This is a genomic window from Streptomyces sp. NPDC048504 (assembly GCF_043200035.1).
Classification (GTDB): domain Bacteria; phylum Actinomycetota; class Actinomycetes; order Streptomycetales; family Streptomycetaceae; genus Streptomyces.
This window is the reverse complement of the sequence record NZ_JBICXA010000014.1, coordinates 215,296-238,253: the sequence shown is the minus strand read 5'-3', so window position 1 is coordinate 238,253 and position 22,958 is coordinate 215,296. Positions and strand designations below refer to the sequence as shown.

17 protein-coding genes are annotated in these 22,958 nt (G+C 66.8%); 13 read left to right on the top strand and 4 right to left on the bottom strand.

Annotation, left to right across the window (positions count from 1 at the left end):
• Positions 1 to 22 precede the first annotated feature (22 nt).
• The 11 genes from fusA (at position 23) to ACGFY9_RS31855 (ending at position 14,463) form a co-directional block, all read left to right on the top strand.
• Entirely contained in the window at positions 23 to 2,152 is a 2,130-nt protein-coding gene (gene fusA / locus ACGFY9_RS31905; protein ID WP_393759879.1) for an elongation factor G, read from the top strand.
• Between the two features lie 142 nt (positions 2,153 to 2,294).
• Positions 2,295 to 3,488, top strand: a complete 1,194-nt coding sequence (gene tuf, locus ACGFY9_RS31900; protein ID WP_019072299.1) for an elongation factor Tu — start codon at positions 2,295 to 2,297, stop codon at positions 3,486 to 3,488.
• 220 nt (positions 3,489 to 3,708) lie between these two features.
• The gene (locus ACGFY9_RS31895) at positions 3,709 to 6,804 is read left to right on the top strand and encodes a glycosyl hydrolase 115 family protein (RefSeq protein ID WP_393759876.1); all 3,096 of its coding nucleotides are present in this window, start codon (positions 3,709 to 3,711) and stop codon (positions 6,802 to 6,804) included.
• Between the two features lie 27 nt (positions 6,805 to 6,831).
• On the top strand, positions 6,832 to 7,239 hold the full coding sequence (locus tag ACGFY9_RS31890) for a hypothetical protein (RefSeq protein WP_393759874.1): 408 nt from the start codon (positions 6,832 to 6,834) through the stop codon (positions 7,237 to 7,239).
• A gap of 138 nt (positions 7,240 to 7,377) precedes the next feature.
• Complete coding sequence (locus tag ACGFY9_RS31885) at positions 7,378 to 9,414, top strand: hypothetical protein (protein ID WP_393759872.1); 2,037 nt, start codon at positions 7,378 to 7,380, stop codon at positions 9,412 to 9,414.
• A 128-nt stretch (positions 9,415 to 9,542) separates the two neighbouring features.
• Positions 9,543 to 9,935, top strand: coding sequence for a hypothetical protein (locus tag ACGFY9_RS31880; RefSeq protein WP_393759871.1), 393 nt, complete (start codon positions 9,543 to 9,545; stop codon positions 9,933 to 9,935).
• 10 nt (positions 9,936 to 9,945) lie between these two features.
• Entirely contained in the window at positions 9,946 to 10,338 is a 393-nt protein-coding gene (locus tag ACGFY9_RS31875; RefSeq protein ID WP_393759869.1) for a hypothetical protein, read from the top strand.
• Between the two features lie 194 nt (positions 10,339 to 10,532).
• Positions 10,533 to 11,012: a hypothetical protein gene (locus tag ACGFY9_RS31870; protein ID WP_393759867.1), complete on the top strand. Its 480-nt coding sequence runs from the start codon at positions 10,533 to 10,535 to the stop codon at positions 11,010 to 11,012.
• A 24-nt stretch (positions 11,013 to 11,036) separates the two neighbouring features.
• A complete protein-coding gene (locus ACGFY9_RS31865; protein ID WP_393759865.1) occupies positions 11,037 to 13,319 on the top strand; it encodes a hypothetical protein in 2,283 nt (760 codons plus the stop codon).
• Positions 13,316 to 14,053 carry a hypothetical protein gene (locus ACGFY9_RS31860; RefSeq protein ID WP_393759863.1) on the top strand — a complete coding sequence of 246 codons (738 nt, stop codon included), beginning with the start codon at positions 13,316 to 13,318 and terminating at the stop codon, positions 14,051 to 14,053. The genes ACGFY9_RS31865 and ACGFY9_RS31860 overlap by 4 nt, the downstream gene beginning before the upstream one ends.
• Before the next feature lie 92 nt (positions 14,054 to 14,145).
• Complete coding sequence (locus ACGFY9_RS31855) at positions 14,146 to 14,463, top strand: hypothetical protein (RefSeq protein ID WP_393759861.1); 318 nt, start codon at positions 14,146 to 14,148, stop codon at positions 14,461 to 14,463.
• A 22-nt stretch (positions 14,464 to 14,485) separates the two neighbouring features.
• Here the strand turns inward: ACGFY9_RS31855 and ACGFY9_RS31850 are convergent, their stop codons facing one another.
• The 3 genes from ACGFY9_RS31850 to ACGFY9_RS31840 form a co-directional block, all read right to left on the bottom strand.
• Entirely contained in the window at positions 14,486 to 15,043 is a 558-nt protein-coding gene (locus ACGFY9_RS31850) for a Uma2 family endonuclease (RefSeq protein WP_393759859.1), read from the bottom strand.
• A gap of 28 nt (positions 15,044 to 15,071) precedes the next feature.
• On the bottom strand, positions 15,072 to 15,944 hold the full coding sequence (locus ACGFY9_RS31845) for a helix-turn-helix domain-containing protein (protein WP_393759858.1): 873 nt from the start codon (positions 15,942 to 15,944) through the stop codon (positions 15,072 to 15,074).
• A 214-nt stretch (positions 15,945 to 16,158) separates the two neighbouring features.
• Positions 16,159 to 16,545, bottom strand: coding sequence for an ATP-binding protein (locus ACGFY9_RS31840; protein ID WP_393760028.1), 387 nt, complete (start codon positions 16,543 to 16,545; stop codon positions 16,159 to 16,161).
• 260 nt (positions 16,546 to 16,805) lie between these two features.
• Here ACGFY9_RS31840 and ACGFY9_RS31835 point away from each other — a divergent pair, with 260 nt between their 5' ends.
• Positions 16,806 to 17,681 carry a helix-turn-helix domain-containing protein gene (locus tag ACGFY9_RS31835; RefSeq protein WP_393759856.1) on the top strand — a complete coding sequence of 292 codons (876 nt, stop codon included), beginning with the start codon at positions 16,806 to 16,808 and terminating at the stop codon, positions 17,679 to 17,681.
• Positions 17,678 to 17,878 carry a DUF397 domain-containing protein gene (locus tag ACGFY9_RS31830; RefSeq protein ID WP_393759854.1) on the top strand — a complete coding sequence of 67 codons (201 nt, stop codon included), beginning with the start codon at positions 17,678 to 17,680 and terminating at the stop codon, positions 17,876 to 17,878. The genes ACGFY9_RS31835 and ACGFY9_RS31830 overlap by 4 nt, the downstream gene beginning before the upstream one ends.
• Positions 17,879 to 17,957: 79 nt before the next feature.
• Here ACGFY9_RS31830 and ACGFY9_RS31825 read toward each other — a convergent pair whose 3' ends face one another.
• Positions 17,958 to 22,880, bottom strand: coding sequence for a DEAD/DEAH box helicase (locus tag ACGFY9_RS31825; RefSeq protein ID WP_393759852.1), 4,923 nt, complete (start codon positions 22,878 to 22,880; stop codon positions 17,958 to 17,960).
• Between the last annotated feature and the right edge of the window lie 78 nt (positions 22,881 to 22,958).

Genomic DNA, 22,958 nt, shown 5'->3' with positions numbered 1-22,958 from the left:
ACCGAGAGAAGACGAAAGCCTTATGGCTACCACTTCACTTGACCTGGCCAAGGTCCGCAACATCGGGATCATGGCCCACATCGACGCGGGCAAGACGACCACCACCGAGCGGATCCTCTTCTACACCGGCGTCAGCTACAAGATCGGTGAAGTCCACGACGGCGCCGCCACCATGGACTGGATGGAGCAGGAGCAGGAGCGTGGCATCACGATCACCTCTGCTGCCACCACCTGTCACTGGCCGCTTGAGGACAACGACTACACGATCAACATCATCGACACCCCGGGGCACGTCGACTTCACCGTCGAGGTGGAGCGTTCGCTGCGCGTCCTCGACGGTGCCGTCACGGTGTTCGACGGTGTCGCCGGTGTCGAGCCGCAGTCCGAGACGGTGTGGCGTCAGGCCGACCGTTACGGCGTCCCGCGCATCTGCTTCGTGAACAAGCTCGACCGGACCGGCGCGGAGTTCCACCGCTGCGTCGACATGATCAAGGACCGCCTCGGTGCGGTGCCGCTGATCATGCAGCTGCCGATCGGTGCCGAGATGGACTTCAAGGGCGTTGTGGACCTGGTCCGCATGAAGGCGCTCGTGTGGTCCGCCGAGGCGGCGAAGGGCGAGATGTACGACGTCGTCGACATCCCGGCCACGCACGCCGAGGCCGCCGAGGAGTACCGCGGCAAGCTGGTCGAGGCCGTCGCCGAGAACGACGACGAGATCATGGAGCTGTTCCTGGAGGGCGTCGAGCCCACCGAGGAGCAGCTGTACGCCGCGATCCGCCGCGTCACCATCGCGTCCGGCAAGTCCAAGGGCATCACGGTCACCCCGGTGTTCTGTGGCACCGCGTTCAAGAACAAGGGCGTCCAGCCCCTGCTCGACGCGGTCGTGCGCTACCTGCCGACCCCCCTCGACGTCGAGGCCATCGAAGGCCACGACGTCAAGGACCCCGAGGTCGTCGTCAAGCGCAAGCCGTCCGTGGACGAGCCGCTGTCCGCGCTCGCGTTCAAGATCATGAGCGACCCGCACCTGGGCAAGCTCACCTTCGTCCGGGTCTACTCGGGCCGCCTGGAGGCGGGTTCGGCAGTGCTGAACTCGGTCAAGGGCAAGAAGGAGCGCATCGGCAAGATCTACCGCATGCACGCGAACAAGCGTGAGGAGATCGAGTCGGTGGGCGCCGGCGACATCGTCGCCGTCATGGGCCTGAAGCAGACCACCACCGGTGAGACGCTGTCCGACGACAAGAACCCGGTCATCCTGGAGTCCATGGACTTCCCGGCGCCGGTCATTCAGGTCGCCATCGAGCCCAAGTCCAAGGGTGACCAGGAGAAGCTGGGTGTAGCCATCCAGCGTCTCGCGGAGGAGGACCCCTCCTTCCAGGTTCACTCGGACGAGGAGACCGGCCAGACCATCATTGGCGGTATGGGCGAGCTGCACCTCGAGGTGCTGGTCGACCGTATGCGCCGTGAGTTCAAGGTCGAGGCCAACGTCGGTAAGCCGCAGGTCGCGTACCGTGAGACGATCCGCAAGGCCGTCGAGCGTGTGGACTACACCCACAAGAAGCAGACCGGTGGTACCGGTCAGTTCGCCAAGGTGCAGATCGCGATCGAGCCCATCACCGAGGCCGACGGTCCGGCGTACGAGTTCGTGAACAAGGTCACCGGTGGCCGTATCCCGCGGGAGTACATCCCGTCGGTGGACGCCGGTGCGCAGGAGGCCATGCAGTTCGGCATCCTCGCCGGGTACGAGATGACGGGTGTCCGCATCACGCTGCTCGACGGTGCCTACCACGAGGTCGACTCCTCCGAGCTCGCGTTCAAGATCGCCGGCTCGCAGGCCTTCAAGGAGGCCGCGCGCAAGGCGAGCCCTGTGCTCCTGGAGCCGATGATGGCCGTAGAGGTCACCACGCCCGAGGACTACATGGGTGACGTGATCGGCGACATCAACTCCCGCCGTGGCCAGATCCAGGCCATGGAGGAGCGTGCCGGTGCGCGCGTCGTGAAGGGCCTCGTGCCCCTCTCGGAGATGTTCGGCTACGTCGGCGACCTCCGCAGCAAGACCTCGGGTCGCGCAAGCTACTCGATGCAGTTCGACTCCTACGCCGAGGTTCCCCGGAACGTCGCCGAGGAGATCATCGCGAAGGCCAAGGGCGAGTAACACACACCGTTTGCACGCTTTAGGCTTGACACCGACCGCCGGGGTTCACCCGGGAGGGCAGACCCCGGCGGGCGGCATCCCAGCAAAGATCACCTGGCGCCGATGAGTAAGGCGTACCAGAACCACTCCACAGGAGGACCCAGTGGCGAAGGCGAAGTTCGAGCGGACTAAGCCGCACGTCAACATCGGCACCATCGGTCACATCGACCACGGTAAGACGACCCTCACGGCCGCCATTACCAAGGTGCTGCACGACGCGTACCCGGACCTGAACGAGGCCTCGGCCTTCGACCAGATCGACAAGGCTCCTGAGGAGCGCCAGCGCGGTATCACGATCTCGATCGCGCACGTCGAGTACCAGACCGAGACGCGTCACTACGCCCACGTCGACTGCCCCGGTCACGCGGACTACATCAAGAACATGATCACGGGTGCCGCGCAGATGGACGGCGCCATCCTCGTGGTCGCCGCCACCGACGGCCCGATGCCGCAGACCAAGGAGCACGTGCTCCTGGCCCGCCAGGTCGGCGTTCCGTACATCGTCGTCGCCCTGAACAAGGCCGACATGGTGGACGACGAGGAGATCCTGGAGCTCGTCGAGCTCGAGGTCCGTGAGCTCCTCTCCGAGTACGAGTTCCCGGGCGACGACCTGCCGGTCGTCAAGGTCTCGGCGCTCAAGGCTCTCGAGGGCGACAAGGAGTGGGGCCAGACGGTCCTCGACCTGATGGCCGCCGTCGACGAGTCGATCCCGACCCCCGAGCGTGACGTCGACAAGCCGTTCCTCATGCCCGTCGAGGACGTCTTCACGATCACCGGTCGCGGTACGGTCGTCACCGGCCGTATCGAGCGTGGTGTCCTGAAGGTCAACGAGACCGTTGACATCATCGGCATCAAGCAGGAGAAGACCACCACCACGGTCACCGGCATCGAGATGTTCCGCAAGCTGCTCGACGAGGGCCAGGCGGGCGAGAACGTCGGCCTCCTCCTCCGTGGCATCAAGCGCGAGGACGTCGAGCGCGGCCAGGTCATCATCAAGCCCGGCTCGGTCACCCCGCACACGGAGTTCGAGGCGCAGGCGTACATCCTGTCCAAGGACGAGGGCGGCCGTCACACGCCGTTCTTCAACAACTACCGTCCCCAGTTCTACTTCCGCACCACGGACGTGACCGGCGTCGTGACCCTCCCCGAGGGCACCGAGATGGTCATGCCGGGCGACAACACCGAGATGACGGTTTCGCTCATCCAGCCCGTCGCCATGGAAGAGGGCCTGAAGTTCGCCATCCGCGAGGGTGGTCGCACGGTGGGCGCCGGCCAGGTCACCAAGATCAACAAGTAGTCTTGGCTGCTTGTCTTGGCTGATCCGACCGGTCTCTGACTGGTAGGTCTCGAAGGGGCCCGTACGACTTCGGTCGTACGGGCCCCTTTGTTGTTCGCCGGCTGCCGCCCGCCGGTTGCTGTTACGAAACTATTCGGCGGGTACGACCCGTTGTCCCCTCCTTCCACTCGTCCCACCATTTGTCATGCCGCTGAGCAAATTCGCTTCGGAGGGATGAGTCATGGGCGAGCGCGTGAGCCGAAGAGCCGTTCTGGGTGCGGGACTTGCCGCAGTGCCGGTCTTGTCGTCGAGGGGCCCGCGGTCCATGGACGCGGGTGCGTACATCTCCTTCTCGCGTACGACGGGTGCCTTCCCCCTCGTAGGCGCCCCGGTCGTGGTGGACCCCGACGATCACCCCGGAGTCGTACGGGTAGCAGGGGATCTGCGCGACGACATCGAACGCGTCACCGGCGTACGCCCCGGCAGCGCGCTCGCGCGGGCGCGTGAGGTGGTGCTGGTCGGCACGATCGGGCGCAGCGCGCTGATCGACGGCTTGGTGGCCGCCGGGAAGCTGGACGTGTCCGGGGTGCGGGGCCGGTGGGAGACCTCGCTGCAGACGGTGGTCGAGCGGCCGATGCCGGGTGTGGAGCGGGCGTTCGTCGTCGCGGGGAGCGACCCGCGCGGCACGATCTTCGGTGCGTACGACGTGTCGTACGGCATCGGGGTCTCGCCCTGGCACTGGTGGGACGACGTGCCGCCGACGCACCGTGACGAGGTGTGGGTGCTGCCCGGGCGGTACTCGCAGGGCACCCCGGTGGTGAAGTACCGCGGCTTCTTCATCAACGACGAGAATCCGGCGCTGGGGACGTGGGCGCCGACGTACTTCGGGCCGGGGAAGGCGCCGGGGTATCCGGGTGGCTTCACCGCGGACTTCTACGGCCAGGTCTTCGAGGTGCTGCTGCGGCTGAAGGGGAACTACCTCTGGCCGGCGGTGTGGGGGCGGGCCTTCGCGGAGGACGACCCGGAGAACCATCGGCGGGCCGCGGAGTACGGGATTGTCATGGGCACGTCGCATGAGGCGCCGATGATGCGGGGGATCGAGGAGTGGAACCGGCATGCCGTGGCCGCCGTCCGGGACTCCTCCGGCGCGATCGTGACCGCGGGGCACGATCCGTACGGCGGGACGGGGGAGTGGTCGTATCGGCACAACTCCCCCGCGATACGGGCCTATTGGCTCGCCGGTGTGCAGCGGATGGTCGACCAGGGCTTCGAGGGCGTCGTCACGCTCGGCATGCGCGGGAACGGTGACACGAGCCTCCCCGACGGCGACGGCATCGAGCTGATGCAGGAGATCATCGCGGCGCAACGGCAGATCATCGAGGAGGTGACGGGGCGGCCGGCGGCGGAGACTCCGCAGGTGTGGACGTTGTACAAGGAGGTGCAGCGGTACTGGGACCGGGGGTTGAGGGCGCCGGACGACGTGACGGTGGTCCTCACGGACGACAACTGGGGGAACATCCGTAAGCATCCGGATGTAGGGGGCAGGGCCGGGGATGGAGGCGGGTCGGGGGACGGCGAGCGGGCCGGGGGCTATGGCCTGTACTACCACTTCGACTACGTGGGCGCCGGGCGGAACTACAAGTGGGTGGACACGGCGAACGTGCGGAACGTGTGGGAGCAGCTGCACGCGGCGTACGCGTACGGGAATCGCGGGTTGTGGGTCGCGAATGTGGGCGACCTGAAGGGGAACGAGCTGCCGACCGAGTTCTTCCTCAACTACGCCTGGAATCCGGAGGGTTGGGATGCCTCGCGGCTGGGCGAGTGGGAACTGCGGTACGCACGCCAGAACTTCGGGGCGGGGCAGGCGCAGGAGATCGCTTCCGTGCTGGCGGCGTACGGGCAGTCGCAGGCCCGCCGCAAGCCGGAGTTGCTGAACCGGCGGATCACTCTCGTCGACGGCCAGGTGGTCTACGACGATCAGCAGACGCCATTCTCCTTCGGGCACCGGGAGTTGGAACGGGTCACGGAGGAGTGGCGGGAACTGGGGCGACGGGCCGAGCGGATCGGGCGGCGGCTGCCGGCCGGGGTGCGGGACGCGTGGTTCGAACTCGTCGGGTACGAGGTGCAGGCCACCGCCAACCTGTACGGGCTGCGGTCGGCCGAGTTCACGAACCTGCTCTACGCGGCGCAGGGCCGGGCCGCGACCAACGACCTCGCGGATGCGGCGGAGGCGGGGTTGGCGCGGGACCTCGCGTTGGCCGAGCGCTTCAACTCGGCGGTGGCGGGCGGGAAATGGCGGGGGTTCCAGAGCCAGCCGCACATCGACTACGGGGATGTGGAGCGGTACGGACCCAACGCCGGGTGGCAGCAGCCGGAGAGGGACAACGTGGCGTTGCCGGATGTGCTGTTCCCGGCGGTGCGGCGGATTGAGGTGCCGGGGGCGGCGGGGCTCGGGGTGTCGGTGGACGGTGCTTCGGGGTCGGAGTCGGGGGCGTGGTGGCCGGGGGGTGCGGCGGGGGTGGCGGCCGTACTCCCCGCGTTCAGTCCGTATCAGACGCGGCCGCAGCAGTTCGTCGAGGTGTTTAACCGGGGTCGTACCGCCTTCGATTACCGGATCGAGGTGTCGGTGCCGTGGTTGGTGGTGGAACGGCCGCGGGGGCGGGTCGAGCGGCAGGTTCGGGTGGAGGTGGGGGTGGACTGGGCGCGGGTGCCGGGGGGTTCTGGGGCGCGGGGGTCGTTGACGGTGCACGGTGCGGGGGAGTCGGTCACTGTCTCGTGCGTGGCGGAGACGCCGTCGGGGCGGGGGCTGCGGGGGTTCGTGGAGGCGGGCGGTTACGTGGCGATCGACGGGGAGCACTACGACCGGGCGGTCGGCGGGTGGCGTCGTATCGACGGCATCGGGCGGACGGGGGCGGGGGTGACGCCGTGGCCCGTGACGCTGCCGCGGCAGACGCCAGGTGGAGCGGGTGCGCCGCGGCTGGAGTACGAGGTGAGCCTGTTGGCCGCGGGTGAGGTGACGGTGTGGGCGTATCTGTCCCCTCGTAACCCTGCGTTGCCGACGGGCGGGTTGCGCTACGGCGTTTCCCTCGACGACGGGCCGATCGAGACCGTCGACATCAACATCGGTGCAGATGACGGGCTGTTGAACGCGGTGTGGGCGCGCAACACCTCCGACAACGTCAACGCGACGGCGACGAAACACTCCGTGACGAAGGCCGGGGTCCACCGGTTGAAGTTCTGGATGGTGGACCCGACGGTGGTGCTGCAGCGGCTCGTGATCGACACGGGGGGTCTGTCGGCGCTGTATCTGGGGCCGTTGGAGAGTCGGCGGGTGTAGCCCGTGGTTGAGCGCGGAGGGTGATGGGTGGGCGTTTCCGGTGGCGTGCCGGGTGTGCTGGACCTTTCGGGGGTGCCGAGTGTGCCGGGGGTCTCGGCACCACGGCCGGGTCTGGCTTCGTCGCCGGGTGAGAAACGGGCGGCGGCGCGGGCGATCGAGGACCACATCGAGCCCGGTACGCGTGCGGCGGGGCGTTGGGCGGACGACGAAAGCAGTGCCGCCGTACGGGAGTTCGCGGCGAAGGACGGGGATGGGTGGGTGACTTCGGGGGCCCTGAGGAAGGCGCACGGGGCGTGGGCGGACCAGGTGAAGAACCTGATGGACCGGTTGGGCGCGGAGAAGGACGCGTTACGGAGCGGGAACGCGGTGCTGACGAGTACGGACCTGGCGGTGGGGTCGACGTTGCGGGAGCGGTCCGCGTTGGACACGTTCTGAGGTGAGCGGGTCGGCGGGTCGGCGGGTCAACGGGCTTTCGGGTCGGCGGAGTTACTGGGCCGGCGGAGCTATTGGCCGGCGGAGTTATTAGGCCAGCAGAGCTATTGGGCCAGCAGAGCTATTGGGGCGACTGGGCGCATGCCGACGTATCACGAGATCATGACCACCGACCTCGCCGCGCTGACCACCGCGGCCGAGCGCTGGGACGGCATGGCGGGCGAGTTCGAGAAGCAGGAGGCGGCGTACCGGCGGGACGTGCACGGCATCTCCGTGGGCACGACGTGGACCGGGCTCAGCGCCGACGCGGCGAACGCCCGCTTCGACGTCACGCTAAGGCAGTTCCAGTACGCGCAGACGGAGGCCAAGGGGATCGCGGCGCTGCTGCGGGACGCGCACGACCGGTTCGTGGAGTTGCGGGGCCGGGTGGTGGCGGCGCGGTGGGACGCAGTCCGGGCGGGCATGCGGGTCTCGGAGTCCGGGGTGGTGAGCCCGAGTTCGGACCAGCCGGACACCCCCGCCGCTCCCCAGGCCGTACAGCCCTGGCAGGACGGGATCAACAAGGCCGTACGCGATGTGACGGACGCGGACACGGGCGTCCGGGTCGCGCTGGCGGCGGCGGTGATCGACTCCGAACTGCTGGCCGGTGGGCGGGGGTTCAACGGCAGGGCGATGGGCGACATCGAAGCGTACGAGGCCGAGGAGGCGGAGGGGTACCTGCAGAAGCTGAGCAGGGGCGGTGAATTGACGGACGCTCAACTCGCCGAGCTGGAACGGTCGTTCCGCGACAACAGCGAGGACGAGGGGTTCTCGCAGATGGTCCTGGACGACCTCGGTCCCACCGGCACGATCAAGCTCACGAACGAACTCAACGACCGCATCCACGTCCAGGGCGGCACGGGTGCGGGGGCGTACTCGGCGATCGAGACGGGCCTGGCGAACACCCTCGCTACGGCGACACGGGACACCAAGTCGCACTGGTACGGGGAGTGGCGTATCGAGATGCGACGCGTGGGCTTGGCGCGCTACGCCACGGACGCCCAGGGCCTCCACCTGGACAAGGCCGTCGGCTACCAGTCCCTCGTCACGCTGATGCGGAAGGGCCACGGCTATTCCGCTGGGATGGTCGAGGATCTCACCGACGACATGATCGCCGCCGAGAAGAAACACCCCGGGATCTGGCGGGTGAAGGGCACCTACGCCGGGGCGCGCGGCGGTTGGTTCGCCAACGACCCCGTCGACGGCATGCTCGGCATCATGAGCCGCGATCCGGCGGAGTCGGCGCGGTATCTCCATTCCGACGCCCACATGAAATACCTCATGAAGGACCGGGACTGGAATGTCACCCTGAACGACGAGGGGGTTTCGAAGGGCGGGCGTTATGTGCCCCGGTTGGACGGGGACGACCGGGCCGGCTTCGGGGCGGCGTTGCAGGCGGGGGCCACGGGGATCGATCCTGCGGATCCGCATGGCGGTCGGGTGGGGGATCGGGCGACTAACGATGCGGTGTTCAAGTCGGCGTTGACGTATCTGTCGGACAGCGGCGACGACTTTCCGCCGTCGCTGCGGAAACCGATGGCTAACGTTCTGGTCAATCATGGGGGGACTGTGCACGCGGCGATGAGTGAGGTGGATGTTGGCCATTCGCCCTTGGACCAGCATCAGCTTTTCGAGGTTGCTAAGCAGGTGTCGAAAGATGAGGGGGCCTATGGGGTGTTGAACGGTGGAATGAACCAGGCGATGGTGTCAGCCATTCACAACGACCACTCGAAATCAGCCGATTCCTTGAGCGGGGCCGGCCGGACCGTGGGATTCCTGGAGGAGGCGAGGGTACAGGCCGCCGGAGATCCGAAGGTCGCGGAGTTCCAGACCAAGCCGTTTTTTGACAAGGCGATCAGTTACATCCCTGTGGTCAGTGGTGATGTGCAGACGGGGTTCGACTATGTGACGGACCAGTGGCTGGCCGATGAGCAGCGGCGTCTGGACAACAAGCAGGCGGAGGACAACATCCAGGCGTACACCAGGCGCAACGGCCAACTGATGGCCCTCGCGGGCGAGTGGAAGAAGACCCATCAGCTGGACGGTAATCCGTACTACAACGCCAAAGAGGAGATCGGTAGAGCCGCCCGAGACGGGATGGCGCACGCCACTGGAATGTCCGGAGAACAAGCCACGTGAACGCTCGCCGAATCCTGATCGTGTTGTTACTGTCCATCCTTCTTGTGTCCTGCGGTAGTTCCACGTATCACGAGGTTCCGAAGGCGATTTGCGGGACCCCCATCGATCCCGCCCTCACGCGACTGCTTGTGACGTCCACGAAGGAATTTCACGAGTACAACCGAGTCGATCGCTCCGATGCGATCACCGCGCCCTGCATCCTTCTGGCGGAGCACGATCCTGTTCTTGAGTTCCGTTTCTCGTGGGACGACACGGCAACGGACCTTATGTACCTGGCGACGGGTTCTGGGTCGATCTCCCGCGTCACGGAACCGCGGAGTATCAATCTCGGCTACAAGTCGATCGTCGGCACCGACGGGGCCATCTCGATCGACCGGTGCAAGACCAACGGCGGCAATTACTTCACCCTCACCCTCCAAGTCCCCCCAATCCGCCTGACGGACCAGACCCACCGCAAGGACGTCGAGAAGTTCATGCGGGCCTACTTCCCGGCGACACTCAAGACCTTGGGGTGCAAGTGACGTTGCCGGAATGAGTACGAGCGCTCATGTGCCGCCCCGCGCCCTGCAGTTGGCTGAGGGCATGTGGATCACACAGGGAACTTCCGTACGCGGTACATGGGTCGGGCCGCTGATCGCGACGGTCGTCACCCTTCCCGCCGCCCTCGTCGCATACATCGTCGCCGGCCTCTCACCCATGGCCTGCGACGCCTGCGACGGAGCGGAGGCGGAGCACTTCACCCGGAGGTTCGACACCGCCTTCACGTTCCTTCAGGTGGGGCTTCTGGCCTCCGTCGCGCTGCTGCTGGTCAGTTGGGGCTTGCCGCAGACGGAGGAGAACGCCGCCCGGCGCGCCGTGTCCGCCGTCCTCGCGCCCAGCACCGTCGTGTTCTCGTTTCTTCTCTTCGAGGGGATGGTTCCGTAGCCCGGCTGACGACGGCAGGCGCGCCGACGAAGAGGACCGCAACCTCCGGACCCCGGCCTCGCCTTTGGGCGGCAGCGGCAGCGGTGTCCTCCTGACAGGCCCGGTCGTTGGATCCGGTGGTGCTCGTCGTGCACCGCCGAGGGCGCGGGCACGCGTGAGCAGCGGACATTGAGGATCTGGGGAGGTACGGGGGAATGGCCTGGGAAGAGTGGGAGCAGCTCAAGGCCGACGCGGTCCGGAGAGGTTCCGAGCAGCACATGCGGCTCGATCAACTCTCCGCGGGCGCGGGCGGGCGCGGTGCCGGTGGTGACCTGGTGGTGCACCAGGACGACCTCGGTGCCGTAGGGCATTCGGCGTACGTACTTCACGACCAGCTGCGGCAGCGTGTGGACATCGCCGGTGCGGGCTCGGGCAGGAGTGGACCCGGCTCGACGACGCAGGCCGGTGAGGAGTTGAAGGGCAGCGGCTTCGCGATGGGCCCCGCCCTCGTGACCACGGTCTCGGTCTGGACCTCGCAGGTCAAGTCGGTGCTTCAGGCCGTCGCGCACATTTCGAATCACCTGGACTACAGCAAGAAGCTGCACGCCCAGGACGACACGCAGATCGCCGCCGAGATCCGTGGCCGGGACGGTTCCGCGATGTCCGTGTCCAGCCTCAGCCGCTACTTCCACTGAGAGAACTGAGAGAGACGAACCGCCGTGCCACTCAAGTACACGGACCTGCTCGACGTAGATCTCGGGAAACTCGGTGCGGCCGTCGACGACTGGAAGCGAGCGGTCGACGCCCTCAAGTCGCTGGACGAGGACGCCCGTTCGGGGATGAAGGTCAAGTCGGACGCTGCTCGCTGGGCCGGTATGAACGCCGATGTCACCCGGGGGTTCGTCGACAGGACGGCCAAGGAGTTCACCGATCTGCACACCGAGGCGAACAGCATCTACCAGGTCCTCGACGACGCGCACAGTGAACTCCTCGCGCTGCAGCGGGGGTTGAAGACCCTGGTTGAGGAAGCGCGGGCGAAGAACTACACGATCACCGACAACGGGGACACCACGGTCACCGTCCACGAATGTGTCGTGCGGGACCAGGCGCAGACGGCGAAGGCCGGTGGCAAGGCGGGGCAGGACTGGCAGTCGATCGCCGACCAGATCTCGGCGACGGTCGGGCGCGCCGACGACGTGGACCAGTCGGTGAAAGCTGCGCTCGCCCGGTCCCACGGCAACGACCTGCACGACGCGGGCCACGCGGACTACGGCTCGCTCAACGAGGCCCAGGCCGCACGTGCGGTCGAGCTCGCCCAGAAGGGCGAGCACATGAGCAACGCCGAGTTGAAGGAATTCGACCGGCTGATGAAGTACAACGGCACGGAAAAGGGCGGGGAGTTCGCCACCGACTTCTACAAGACCCTCGGCCCGGAGAAGACGCTGGAGTTCTACGGCTCAATGGCGCTCGACGGCACGGCCGGCGACAACAAGGCCCGTCTCGCCCTGACCAAGGACCTCCAGCAGTCCATGGGCCTGGCGCTGGCCAACGCCACCGACCCGGATCACAGGTACCACGTGCCCGCGAGCTGGGGCGACCAGCTGCGCAAACTCGGCGGCCAGCGCCTGCACCTCGAGAACGCCGGGCTCAACCAGCCATACGGCTACCAGGTCCCCGGCGGTCTGCTGCGATACGGAAACTACGACGCGGCCTTCATCAACCCCATCGCCGGACACATCGTCCAACTGCACCACCAGAACCCCAACTTGTTCACCATGAACAGGCCCATGACGGGCGGGCTCGACGCCGATTTCGGCTACAACCCTTCGGGAAAGGTCGGAGCAGGGTACGACCCGCTGACCAGCGTCCTCGAAGGGCTGGGACACAGCCCGGAAGCCTCGAAGGCGTTCTTCGCGGATGACAGCCCAAAGGTGTACAACGCCGACGGCAGAGAACACGAAGGCGCGAAGCTCGGCTACACGTATTTCGACGAGCTGACGGACAAGAAGTTCCAGTGGCCGATGGACGGCTCGGGGGCGCCGTCGAAAGCCTACGGAGTGGACGCCCTGGGCCACGCGCTGGAATCCGCGACACTCGGGCACGCGTACGACGATCCGACACCGAGGCTGGTGCGCGACGAGGACTCGGCCAAGATCATGAAACAGGTCGTGCACACGTACGGCAACGATCCCAAGCTCGTCCAACAGCAGGCGATCCTCTCCGACAGCCTCGGCCGGATGGGGGCGGGCTATATCGACGACCTGAACTGGGGACTGGACGAGAACCGCAAGGACAGCACCTTCGCGCCGGCGTCGGGGGCCGACGGGCGCGCCAAGTTCGGTCAGAGCGACACGATCAGTTTCCTCAGCACCCTCGGACAACATCCGGACGCCTACGCCGAGGTCTCCTCGGCGGGACGGGTGTACACCACCAGCGTGCTCGAAGCGCAGGTGGGAGCCGACGGCTCCATCAACGCGCCGCGCGTGCGCGATGCGACCCGCAGCGGTGCGGAGATCCAAGGACTCCTGGACCAGTCGCGGGCGGACCAGCTGAAAGCCGGGCAACTCGCGGCGGACAAGGAGTACAACGACGCGCTGGCGAAGCGCAACGGCTGGATCGAGTTCGGCACCGGGGCAACCGTCGCGGCCGGTGTGGCCTTCCTGCCCGAGGTCGCCGCGGCCGGAGTCGCCGCAACGGCGATCCCGGTGCTGACCGACACGGGTCAGGGCATGTTGGAGCAGCAGATCGGCAATGTCATCGGGGACTGGACCGAGGCCAAGCAGCAGGACAGCGGCGAGGACATCCAGGCGCAGCGCAAGGCGATCTTTGAGGCCGGTCAGACGAACGCTGAGAAGCCGGCCAGGACCTTCCTGACCCACCACAACATCAGTCAGGGAGACACCGCCTTCGGGCAGGACCTTGAGGAAGCCTGGATCAGTGGTTACCACAGCGGCAGCTTCCGCGAGGACCAACGGGGGCAACTGCCTCAAACGGGAGAATGACGATGCTCAGCAATAGGCCAGTGCGACAACTTGCCGTTGCCGCGGCGACCGTCGCCGCCCTGGCTGCTTCTCTGACGGCCTGCGACAGCAATGAGCCAACAGAGAAGCCGACGACCGAGGCTGTGTCGTCGAACCTGTGCGGAGCACAGCTCTCAACAGGTGCCAGGAGGGCACTCCTTTATGTGCTCGGGAGCAAGAAGTTCACGACGGACGAACCGACCGCAGCCCTTGGCAGGACCGCTCGGTCGCTCGTCTCCGGCTATCAGCAGAAGGGGCCCGACGACTCCGCCACAGCGGAGGAATACCAGCTGTGCACGGCCTACGCTCCTGCGGCGGACTTTGGTGTCGAGCTGTCCTTCTACCTCAGCAAAACAGTTCCCGCGCCCACCCCTCTCTTGCCGAAGTTCACCCAGTACGAGATGGGTGAACTGGCCCTCTCCAGGCCACTGAACGCGTTTCTCTACATGAAGTGCTCCAGTGGCTCCTTCAGTTCGGACGGCGACAGCGTGTTGATCCGAGGGGAACTGACGAACCCGCTGGCAGTGAACAGCAATGACGACACCTTGCGGGAAAGGAACATGAACGTCCTCCACGCGGTCTCCCTGGCGATGGTCAAGGAACTCGGTTGCAAGGGCGACGCTGGGCTGCCGGCGCGGTTCAGTGCTCGTTCCTCAGTACAGCCACCGTCTGGTCGAGCCCCGAGTCCCGCCCCGCCGCGAACTCCTCCTTCGTGAATACCGGTACCCGAACCTCCGGCGGGATCCCCGTGCCGTCGAACGTCCGGCCCGAGTCGGTCAGGTACTCCTCGTTCGGGAGGTATGCGGTCATGCCGTTGGGCACAGATGCGCTGGCCGCGGTCGACGACCGAGTTCGGAGCTTGTTCACCGGTCTCACTTGCATCTTCGTGACGCTCCTCGCCGTAGGCCTGCTGGCGGTTCTCCGCCGGGCCGCGACAGGCCAGGGCCAGGGGGAGGCGCCCGGCGGTCTTCAGGTGATCGCGGCCGTCATGGGGCTCGCGGTGGTTGTGGTCGCGGTGTGGTTGATCGTCCGGGCCCGGCGCGCCCAGAGGTGGCTGCCGCTGTTGATCGCATGCGGGGGCTGTGTCGGCTGGATGGCCGTCATGGTCCTCGTTGCGCGGATTTAGCCAGGGGGAGTTCCTGCCTCCCTCAGGACTCTGGGCTGCCAGACGCCGCATAGAGCGGCAAGCCCTCCGTCGAGATGGTCCACTCGGCGATGGTGACGTCCTCGCCGTAGACGAAGTCCTTGCGGGTCGCGTAGCGGGGGCCGTCGGGGGTGGCGTGGATGTCGGTGAGGACGGCGCCGGTGCCGGTGCGGGGGTCGAAGACGGCGTAGGTGGGGATCCCGATCAGGGGATAGTCGCGCATCTTGCCGACCCAGTCGTTGTCCGGGTTGGAGCGGGAGACGACTTCGATGGCGGCGATCAAAGTGCGCGGGTCGAACGAACCCGGCACGTCCATGTCCGCCCACGCGATCACCATCACATCAGGACGGCGCAGGATGCCCTCGCCTTCGACTTCCACATACGGTGCACCCGTGTGGGCGACCAGCTCGTCCGGCATGACCTTCTCCACGCGCTTGCGAAGGCGCAGCGTGGTCAGCTCGTGGGGGCTGATGCCCGCCGTCATGTCGTGGACGATCCCTTCTTTGGTGATCTCGAACCTGCCGGGAAGGGTGTCGTCCATGGACTGCAGAAAGTCCCTCATGGCTCGGTACTGGATCGTCCCCTTCACGCTAGGCGGCCTCCGGGAGATCGGTTCGGCAGTCGTGGCAGCGGCCTGGGGTGGGGGAGCGGAAGGCCCGGTCACAGCCATCGCAGTTGTGGAGCGGGTGGCGGACCGGCGGTGGCGGTGCCGGGGCGCGGAACGGTGGTGGGGGCGGGAGCTGGGCCGTCAGTCGGTGGGCGAGGAGGGCTGCGGGGCGGCGTAGTCCTTCGGGTGGCAGGTCTGCCGTGAGGGTGTGGCGTACGGCTGTGGGGGACACGTCCCGTTCCAGCCAGGCCGCCACTCCTGGGGCGAGGTGGGCCGTGTCGCAGGCCGACAGGAGGAGATCGGGGTTGTGGCGGCGGAGGTCTGCGAGCAGGTCGGTGGCGGTCTGGAGGAGGGCGGGGGTCGGGTACGCGGGGCGCGGTACGACGGGAAGCGGCTTGCGGGGTGCCCGTTCGCGCCGGGGCGCGGATGCTTTCGGTGGCGTGTGGGGTTCTTTGCGGTCTCTACGGCCGCCGGGCTGGTTGCAGGAGATCGTGCGGGTGACGATGCGGCCGTCGGGGATGCGGTGCCGTTCGCGGCGGAGGTAGCCGTAGGTCTCCAACTCCCGTAGCGCGGCGGCGATTCGGGTCGTGCCCTCCGGGAAACGGGCTGCGAGCGTCTTGATGCCGACGCGGGCGCCCGCCGGAAGCGATTGGATGTGAACGCCGAGGCCGATCGCGAGAGCCGACAGCTCCGGGTGCTGGGCGAGGTGGTTGCCGATCACCGTGAAGCGGGCGGTGTGACGGGCGTTGTCGTGCGTGAGTCCAACGCCGGATGCACGGTGCCGCTGGTTCGGGTGTTTGTCGGCGGTGTGCCGGGACTGGGCGCGCGGGGGCGCGCTAATGTCGTGCGTATCCATCGGGAAGGTTCTGCTTCCTTGGTGGTCAGGCCCTCGCCTTGGGATGCCAGTCCCGGCGAGGGCCGTCGTATGTCCGCTGTCTGTCTGCTGTCTGCGGTTGTGTTGCGCTGAGCGTAGATCACGCAACCTGCCCGGAATCCAGCCCAGTTGGCGATGTTCACCCACATGGGTGAGTGGCTGACTCGGCTGCCGGGAGGGTGGGGTGGGGGTTCTTTCACCGTCGTGGTTCTTGGGAAAAGGCGTCACGCGCACCGGAGCACGAGGATCCGTGCTCCGGTGCCGGTACGAGGTCCAGTTCCGCCCAGATCGTCTTGCGCGGGCGCGGTTCCCGGACGACGCCCCAGCGGTTGGTGAGCGCCTCGACGAGGAGGAGTCCCCGGCCGGATTCGGCTTCCGCAGCCGGGTGTTGGGGGCGGGGTAGGCGGTCGCCACAGGTGTCGGTGACCTCGATGCGGAGGGTGGCGCCAACGACGTAGAGCGTGAGTCTGAAGTCCCGGCCCGGGACGCGGCCGTGCGTGGTCGCGTTGGCCGCCAGCTCGGCCACGACATGCTCCGCCGGGGCCAACGGGAGTCCCCAGTCGCGGAGTTGCCGTACCGCCAGCAGGCGGGCCTGGCGGGCTCCCCGGGGTGTGGGTGGCAGGAGTGCGCTGAAGTGCGGGCGGGGTTGACGAGTTGGGCCTCGGGCTTGGCGGTTCTTGATTCATGTCACTCAGCGTGGCCGGTTTTGCTTTCGGTGATGAGTCACAAGGCCGTTGCGTACGGTGACTGTCCGGAGCTTGTCCGGTGGTGTCCGGGCTTGTCGGGGCGGGTCTCGCGGGTAGGGCGGCGGTGAGGTACGGCGCTATGGCGGAGGGGTGCGAAATGTCGATGGAAGCGGACCCGGGACGGCTCAGGACCGAGGCGGACGAGCTGGGTTGGGAGGTGGACGCGGACGACGAATGGGGGCTTGCGGTCCTCGGGACCGTGGGGCGGCAACTGAAGCTTCGGCGGGAGACGGCGGGGCTGCGCGCCGGCGAGTTCGGGGAGCGAGTCGGGTACGGCGAGGACATGGTGTACAAGATCGAGGGCGGCAAGCGGATTCCCCGGCCCGAGTATCTGGACGACGCCGACCGGGTGTTGGGGGCGGACGGGCTCATCTCCGCGATGAAGGAGGACGTGGAGAAGGTTCGGTATCCGAAGAAGGTCCGGGCTCTGCGGGAGCTGGAGGCCAAGGCGGTCGAGCTTCAGCTCTACGACCCCCTGAACGTCCACGGGTTGTTGCAGACGCCGGAGTACGCGCGCGGGCTGCTTCTGATGAGGCGTCCCGCGTACGGCTTGGACGAGGTGGAGCGGTTCATCGCCGCGCGCGTGGCCCGCAAGGCGGTGTTCGAGCGGGACCCGGCGCCCGAGGTCAGCTTCGTGCTGGAGGAGTGGACGCTACGGCGTCCGCTTGGCGGGCGGGCGGCGCTGCGGGGCCAGCTCGAACACCTCCTGGAGGTAGCGGGGTTGCGGAACGTCGAGCTTCAGGTGATGCCGATGGACCGTGAGGAGCACGCCGGGCTGGCGGGCGGGATCGAGCTGCTGAAGTTCGAGGACGGTTCAGCCGTGGGACGGTCGCCGGTGGTGGCACAAGGTCGGCCGGTCCACGAGCCGAAGCATCTCCATATCCTTGAACTGCGGTATGGCATCATCCGGGCTCAGGCACTCACGCCCCGTGAGTCGCTGGCCTTCATCGAGCACTTGCTGGGGGAAACATGATCCGCGACAGCGCCTTTGAACCGGAGTGGTTCAAGAGCAGTTACAGCAGCAGCAGTGAGGGTGACTCCTGCGTCGAGGTCGCCACCACCCCCGGCACCATCCATGTCCGCGACTCCAAGTACCGCGACGCCAGCCCCCGTTTCGCACTGACGCCGGGAGCCTGGGCGGACTTCGTGACGTACGCGTCCGGGAACTGACCGGTCGACTCCTCAACTACTCGCGCCCCACGCCCGGTTGGTGCCGTGCACGGGGCGCGCTGCTGTTGGGGAGGTCAGCTCAGCCGACGGCTTCCTCGATGATGTCGAGCGGCGGGAGGTGCCGGACGATCTCGACGGTCGCGAGGCTGACCGTCACGATGCGCCTGAGCAAGTCGATGACGTAACGCGGGTCGTCGGACCAGTCGTTGGGGTCGTTGACGATGCCGGACTTCGGGTCGGTCTTCACCTGGTACCGGTCGATGATCCACTCGATCGCCGACCGCGCCCCGAGCTGGTACTCGTACGCCTCCTCCGGGATGTTCTCCAGCGTGACGTGGTGGTTGTAGACGATCCGGGTCCGGTCCTGAACGCCTTTCGTCTTCGGGATCTTCATCTTCGTCACCCGGTACAGCTCCGAGTCGGGCATGTCCGGGCGGGTGCCGGTCAGCGTCAGCACGACGCCGCCGAAGGGCTTGGCCGTCTCGTACCCGATGTGCAGCTCGGACAGGGCCCGTCCGGCCGCCGAGAAGCCCTTGAAGTCACGCACTCTGGGGATACGCGGCAGTGACTTCTTGAGGTCGGAGGCGTAGGCCTCGCGGTAGGCGGTGGAGTGGAGGAGGCCGTAGACGTAGAAGAAGATGTCGTCCTTCGTCAGGCCGGGGGCCGTGTCAGCGTACGTCTTGCGGTACGCGGCGAGGGCGGCGTCGGTGATGTTGTCGACGCGCTCGTAGGCGGCGGTACCGTCTGCGTCGCCGAAGTCGAAGCCGCCTTCTACGGCTAGATCGCGGTAGGTGTAGCGGGGGAAGAACTGGCCGCCGCTGCCCGCGCCTGTGACGTGCAGGTCGGGGAGGGAGTCCAGCATGAGGACCGAGAAGGGGACTGCCGATCCGTTGCCGACGTTGTAGAACCCGACATTGTCGTGCTCCGGCGTCGGGAAAAGCTGTGGCATCTTGCCGGGACGATGGTTGAGATCTCGGTCGAAATACACCGCTTGGCGGTTGAAGGGACGATATAGGCCCGTTACAACTCGCTCCGAGGCGTACTCCACCTGCTTCCCCTGCGCCAGCTTCGAGATCAAGCTTGTCGTCCAGCTGATTCGCTTCGCATCACGGTCGATGTAGCGGTCCGCGTCTGCAACTTGTGCCTGGGTAATGCCCGAGGTTTTGCAATGCTCTTGGTACCCAGTTGCCTGCTCGTTGTAGAAGTCCACCATCGACTCCATGTTCTCGCGGAGATGTTGTCCGGAGAAGTTGTAGACCCATGAGTCTCGACCAGTCTCAAGCCCACGGGAGAACAGCCTGAAGATGCCCTTCTCAATTGCGGACTTGTCCGGCTCGCCGATCGGCTGGAACGTCCCGAACCGCTCGTCCCGTTGGTTGATCCAGTCTCCGTCCGCGTTCGGAGCGATCCGCTCCCACTCCACCGCGTCCAGGCTCTGCCCGTCGACGATGCTGAGCTTCTCCTCCCGGCTGTGGTAGTCCCCGATGTCCCGGTAGAACAGCCCACGCGGGGCGTTCTCGCGGCCACCCTTGACCAGGACGATCACAGCCACCGTGTTACGGCTGCCGGAACCGAAGATCTTGCCGCCCTCCCTACGGGACAGCTCGCCGGCCGTGCGCTGATTGCCCCGCAGGTTGTAGCAGTACACCGCGTCGAACTCGTCTGTCAGGCACTTACGCACGCCGTCCGCTGTGTTTCCGTCGACGTATCCGCCGTTGGACACGAACGCCACGAGGCCCTCGTCCCCGACCCGGTCGGAGGCCCACCGGAAGGCACGCAGGTAGGAGTCGTACAGCGAGTTCTTGTTCTTGGCCGTCGACCTGGCTGCGTAGGTCGCCTGGATACGACCGTCCAGCGCCTCGTACTTGAGGTTCTGGTTGTCGTCGTTCTGGCTGTCCTGCCCCACCGAATACGGCGGATTCCCCAGCACGACCCGGATGTCCTGGCCCATCTGCTTCCGCGCCCGCTCGCTGTTTCCCGCCATCACCTCCCCGAACAGCCGCCCCTCATCCGACTCGGCGAGCTGGAATGTGTCGGTCAGCACGATGCCCTCGAACGGCACGTACGCGTCCCCGCCCTCACCGCCGCCCCTGGTTTCCAGGTACAGGTCATGGAACGCCGCCTCGATGTTCACCGCCGCGATGTAGTACGCCAGCAGCACGATCTCGTTGGCGTGCAGCTCACGCGTGTACTTGCGCAGCAGATCCTCCGGCTTGATCAGCCCGGACTGCAGCAGCCGTACCACGAACGTGCCCGTCCCCGTGAAAGGGTCCAGCACATGCACGTCCTCGTCCGACAGCGACCGGCCGAAGTGCCGGTCCAGCGCCTGGTCGGCCGACCGCAGGATGAAGTCGACGACCTCGGTCGGGGTGTAGACGATGCCCAGCGCGTCCGCCGTCTTGGGCAGCGCCGTCTTGAAGAACTTCTCGTACAACTCGGTGATGACACGCTGGCGGCCATCGTGGTCGGTGATGCCCTCCGCGCGCACCCGCACCGACTCGTAGAAGCCCTGGAGGGTCTTCGCCTCGGCCGAGATGGTGTCGTCGTCCAGGATGTCCAGCATCCGCTGCATCGCCTGGGAGACGGGGTTGTTGGCGGCGAACGCGTAGTCCTGGAAGAGGGCGTCGAAGACCGGCTTGGTGATCAGGTGCTGGGCGAGCATGTCGATGGCGTCGGACTCGGTGACGCCGGGGTTTATGTTCGCCCGCAGTTCGTCCGTGAACTCCTTGAAGGCCTCCGCCTTCTGCGGGTTCGCCAGGCCGGCCTTGATACGGGCGACATGCCGCTCCGCGATCAGCGCGATGTCCTTGGCCCACTGCTCCCAGTACGTGCGCTCGCCGACCTTGTCGACGATCCGGGCGTAGATGGCCGCACGCCAGGCCTCGTCGAACTCCAGGCGGTCCTGGACGTAGCGCGCGGTCTGTTCCTCCTTGGCCTTCTTCGCCTCGGCACTCTGCTCGGTGCTGCTGCCGTCCTGATCGCCGACCGACTCGTCCCCGGCGCCGATCGCGCCGATCCCGATGGTGTTCGGGGCCTTCTTGTTGACATCGATCTGGTTGACGGACGCGTTGAAGCGGTCGTCGTGGGCGCGCAGTGCCTGGAGGACCTGCCACACGGTCTTGAAGCGGCGATTGTCGGCAAGGGCCTCTTCGGCGGACATCCCGGCGGGCACGGCGACGGGCAGGATGATGTAGCCGTAGCGCTTGCCGGGGGCCAGGCGCATCACGCGGCCGACGGACTGGACGACGTCGACGACGGAGTTGCGCGGCTGGAGGAAGAGAACCGCGTCCAGGTTCGGGACGTCGACCCCCTCGGACAGGCAGCGGGCGTTGGACAGGATGCGGGCGTTGTTCGGGCCCGGGTCCTGCTTGAGCCAGTCCAAGAGGTCGTTGCGGCGGAGGGTGTTGAAGGTGCCGTCGATGTGCTGGACCTCGCAGTTCAGCAGGTCGTCATCGGCGTCCTCGTACGCCGAGACGATGCCGTTGAAGTGGTCTGCGATCGCCTGGGAGTCCTTGATGGAGCGGGTGAAGGCGACCGCCCGGCGCATCGGCTCCTCACCGGGCAGGAAACCGGTGCCGTCCCCGAAGGTCCCGGTGCGTTTCGCCAGGCCGTTCCAGCAGCCGATGATCTTGGCAGCGTCGTCGAGGTTCAGTTCGGGGCCGCCAGCCGCCAGGCCTTGCTGGACGGACTTGGCGACCACGTCCTGGTCCACGGTGAGGATGAGGACCCGGTAGTCGGTGAGCAACCCCTGTTCCACCGCCTTGCCGAAACCGAGCCGGTGGAACTCCGGGCCGTACAGACTCTCGTCGTCCATGGAGGCCAGCACGGCGGAGGCGTTCTTCGCGTCCGCCTTGGTGTCCTCGTTGTAGAGCCTCGGAGTTGCCGTCATGTAGAGGCGGCGGGCGGCCCGGATGACGGTGTTGTCGTGGATCCGGACGAAGTTCGACTCGTCGTGGCCCGCGAGCGTGACACCCGTGGTGCGGTGCGCCTCGTCACATAGGACGAGGTCGAAGGTGTCGAGCCCCATCTCCTGCGCCTTTGCGATGGTGCCGATCGACTGGTACGTGGAGAAGACCACCGTCAGACCGGCGGGCGGCTCGCTACCATCGCCGGTGATCTGGGTGAGTAGACGGGCGGGGTCCGTGGTGGCGGGCAGGGCCAGATCGTGGGTGGCCATGTCCAAGTCGTCGGCGTCGACCCGACCCCGGGAGACCTTGGTATCGGAGCAGACCGCGAAGGCGCGCAGCGGGGTCTCGGTCTCGTACCGCCACTCCCGCAGGGTTTGCGACAGCAGAGCGATGGACGGGACGAGGAACAGGACCCGGGTGTTCTCGCTCTGCCCGCCCTCGGCCCGCTCGGCCGCCAGCCGCTCCACGATCTTCAGGCCCGTGAACGTCTTGCCAGTGCCGCAGGCCATGATCAGCTTGCCGCGATCATGCTCCTCGAAGCCCTGGAACACCGCATCGATGGCCTCGCGCTGGTGGGGGCGAGGAGACTTCTTGCCCCGTAGGGACAATTCGACCCGGTCCGCGTTGCCGCTCGCGGGCAGCCGCCATTCCACCGGGCTGGCGGCGATGTCCGACAGACCGAGGCGGTGCACGGAGATCTGCTGGTCGTCCAGAGCCGCCTCGGCGTTCGGTCCCCACCTGTCCGTGGTGGAGATGATCAGGCGGTGAGCGAACCCGCCCTTTCCGGAGGCGGTGAAGAAGGAGTCGATGTCAGCCTTCTGGACCGTGTGATTCGGTTCGTAGAACTTGCACTGGATCGCCCACACGTCGCCGGTCTCGCGTTCCTGCGCCACCAGGTCGATGCCGAGATCTTTCTGGTTGCCGGCCGCGCCCGGCCACTCGCCGTACATCCACACCCGGCTGAACTGCTCGCTCCAGAGCGGGTCCGTACTGAGGAAACGCACCATCAACCGCTCGAAGGCGGTGCCGAGTTCGCGGTTCGTCGTCGACTGCTCACGGATGATCCGGAGGACGTCGTGCACGGTGGTGGTCACGAAGGGTGGCTCGCTCTCTGCTTGGGGCGCTGTGAACGGGACGGTGCGCCCTGGGCACAGGCGCGCCAAGAACAGTAG

Excerpts from the sequence above, each read along its gene's own strand:
- fusA (WP_393759879.1), top strand. The coding sequence starts at position 23 with ATGGCTACCACTTCACTTGACCTGGCCAAGGTCCGCAACATCGGGATC.
- ACGFY9_RS31895 (WP_393759876.1), top strand. The coding sequence starts at position 3,709 with ATGGGCGAGCGCGTGAGCCGAAGAGCCGTTCTGGGTGCGGGACTTGCC.
- ACGFY9_RS31885 (WP_393759872.1), top strand. The coding sequence starts at position 7,378 with ATGCCGACGTATCACGAGATCATGACCACCGACCTCGCCGCGCTGACC.
- ACGFY9_RS31875 (WP_393759869.1), top strand. The coding sequence starts at position 9,946 with ATGAGTACGAGCGCTCATGTGCCGCCCCGCGCCCTGCAGTTGGCTGAG.
- ACGFY9_RS31870 (WP_393759867.1), top strand. The coding sequence starts at position 10,533 with ATGGCCTGGGAAGAGTGGGAGCAGCTCAAGGCCGACGCGGTCCGGAGA.
- ACGFY9_RS31860 (WP_393759863.1), top strand. The coding sequence starts at position 13,316 with ATGACGATGCTCAGCAATAGGCCAGTGCGACAACTTGCCGTTGCCGCG.
- ACGFY9_RS31855 (WP_393759861.1), top strand. The coding sequence starts at position 14,146 with ATGCCGTTGGGCACAGATGCGCTGGCCGCGGTCGACGACCGAGTTCGG.
- ACGFY9_RS31850 (WP_393759859.1), bottom strand. The coding sequence starts at position 15,043 with ATGAGGGACTTTCTGCAGTCCATGGACGACACCCTTCCCGGCAGGTTC.
- ACGFY9_RS31845 (WP_393759858.1), bottom strand. The coding sequence starts at position 15,944 with ATGGATACGCACGACATTAGCGCGCCCCCGCGCGCCCAGTCCCGGCAC.
- ACGFY9_RS31835 (WP_393759856.1), top strand. The coding sequence starts at position 16,806 with ATGTCGATGGAAGCGGACCCGGGACGGCTCAGGACCGAGGCGGACGAG.
- ACGFY9_RS31830 (WP_393759854.1), top strand. The coding sequence starts at position 17,678 with ATGATCCGCGACAGCGCCTTTGAACCGGAGTGGTTCAAGAGCAGTTAC.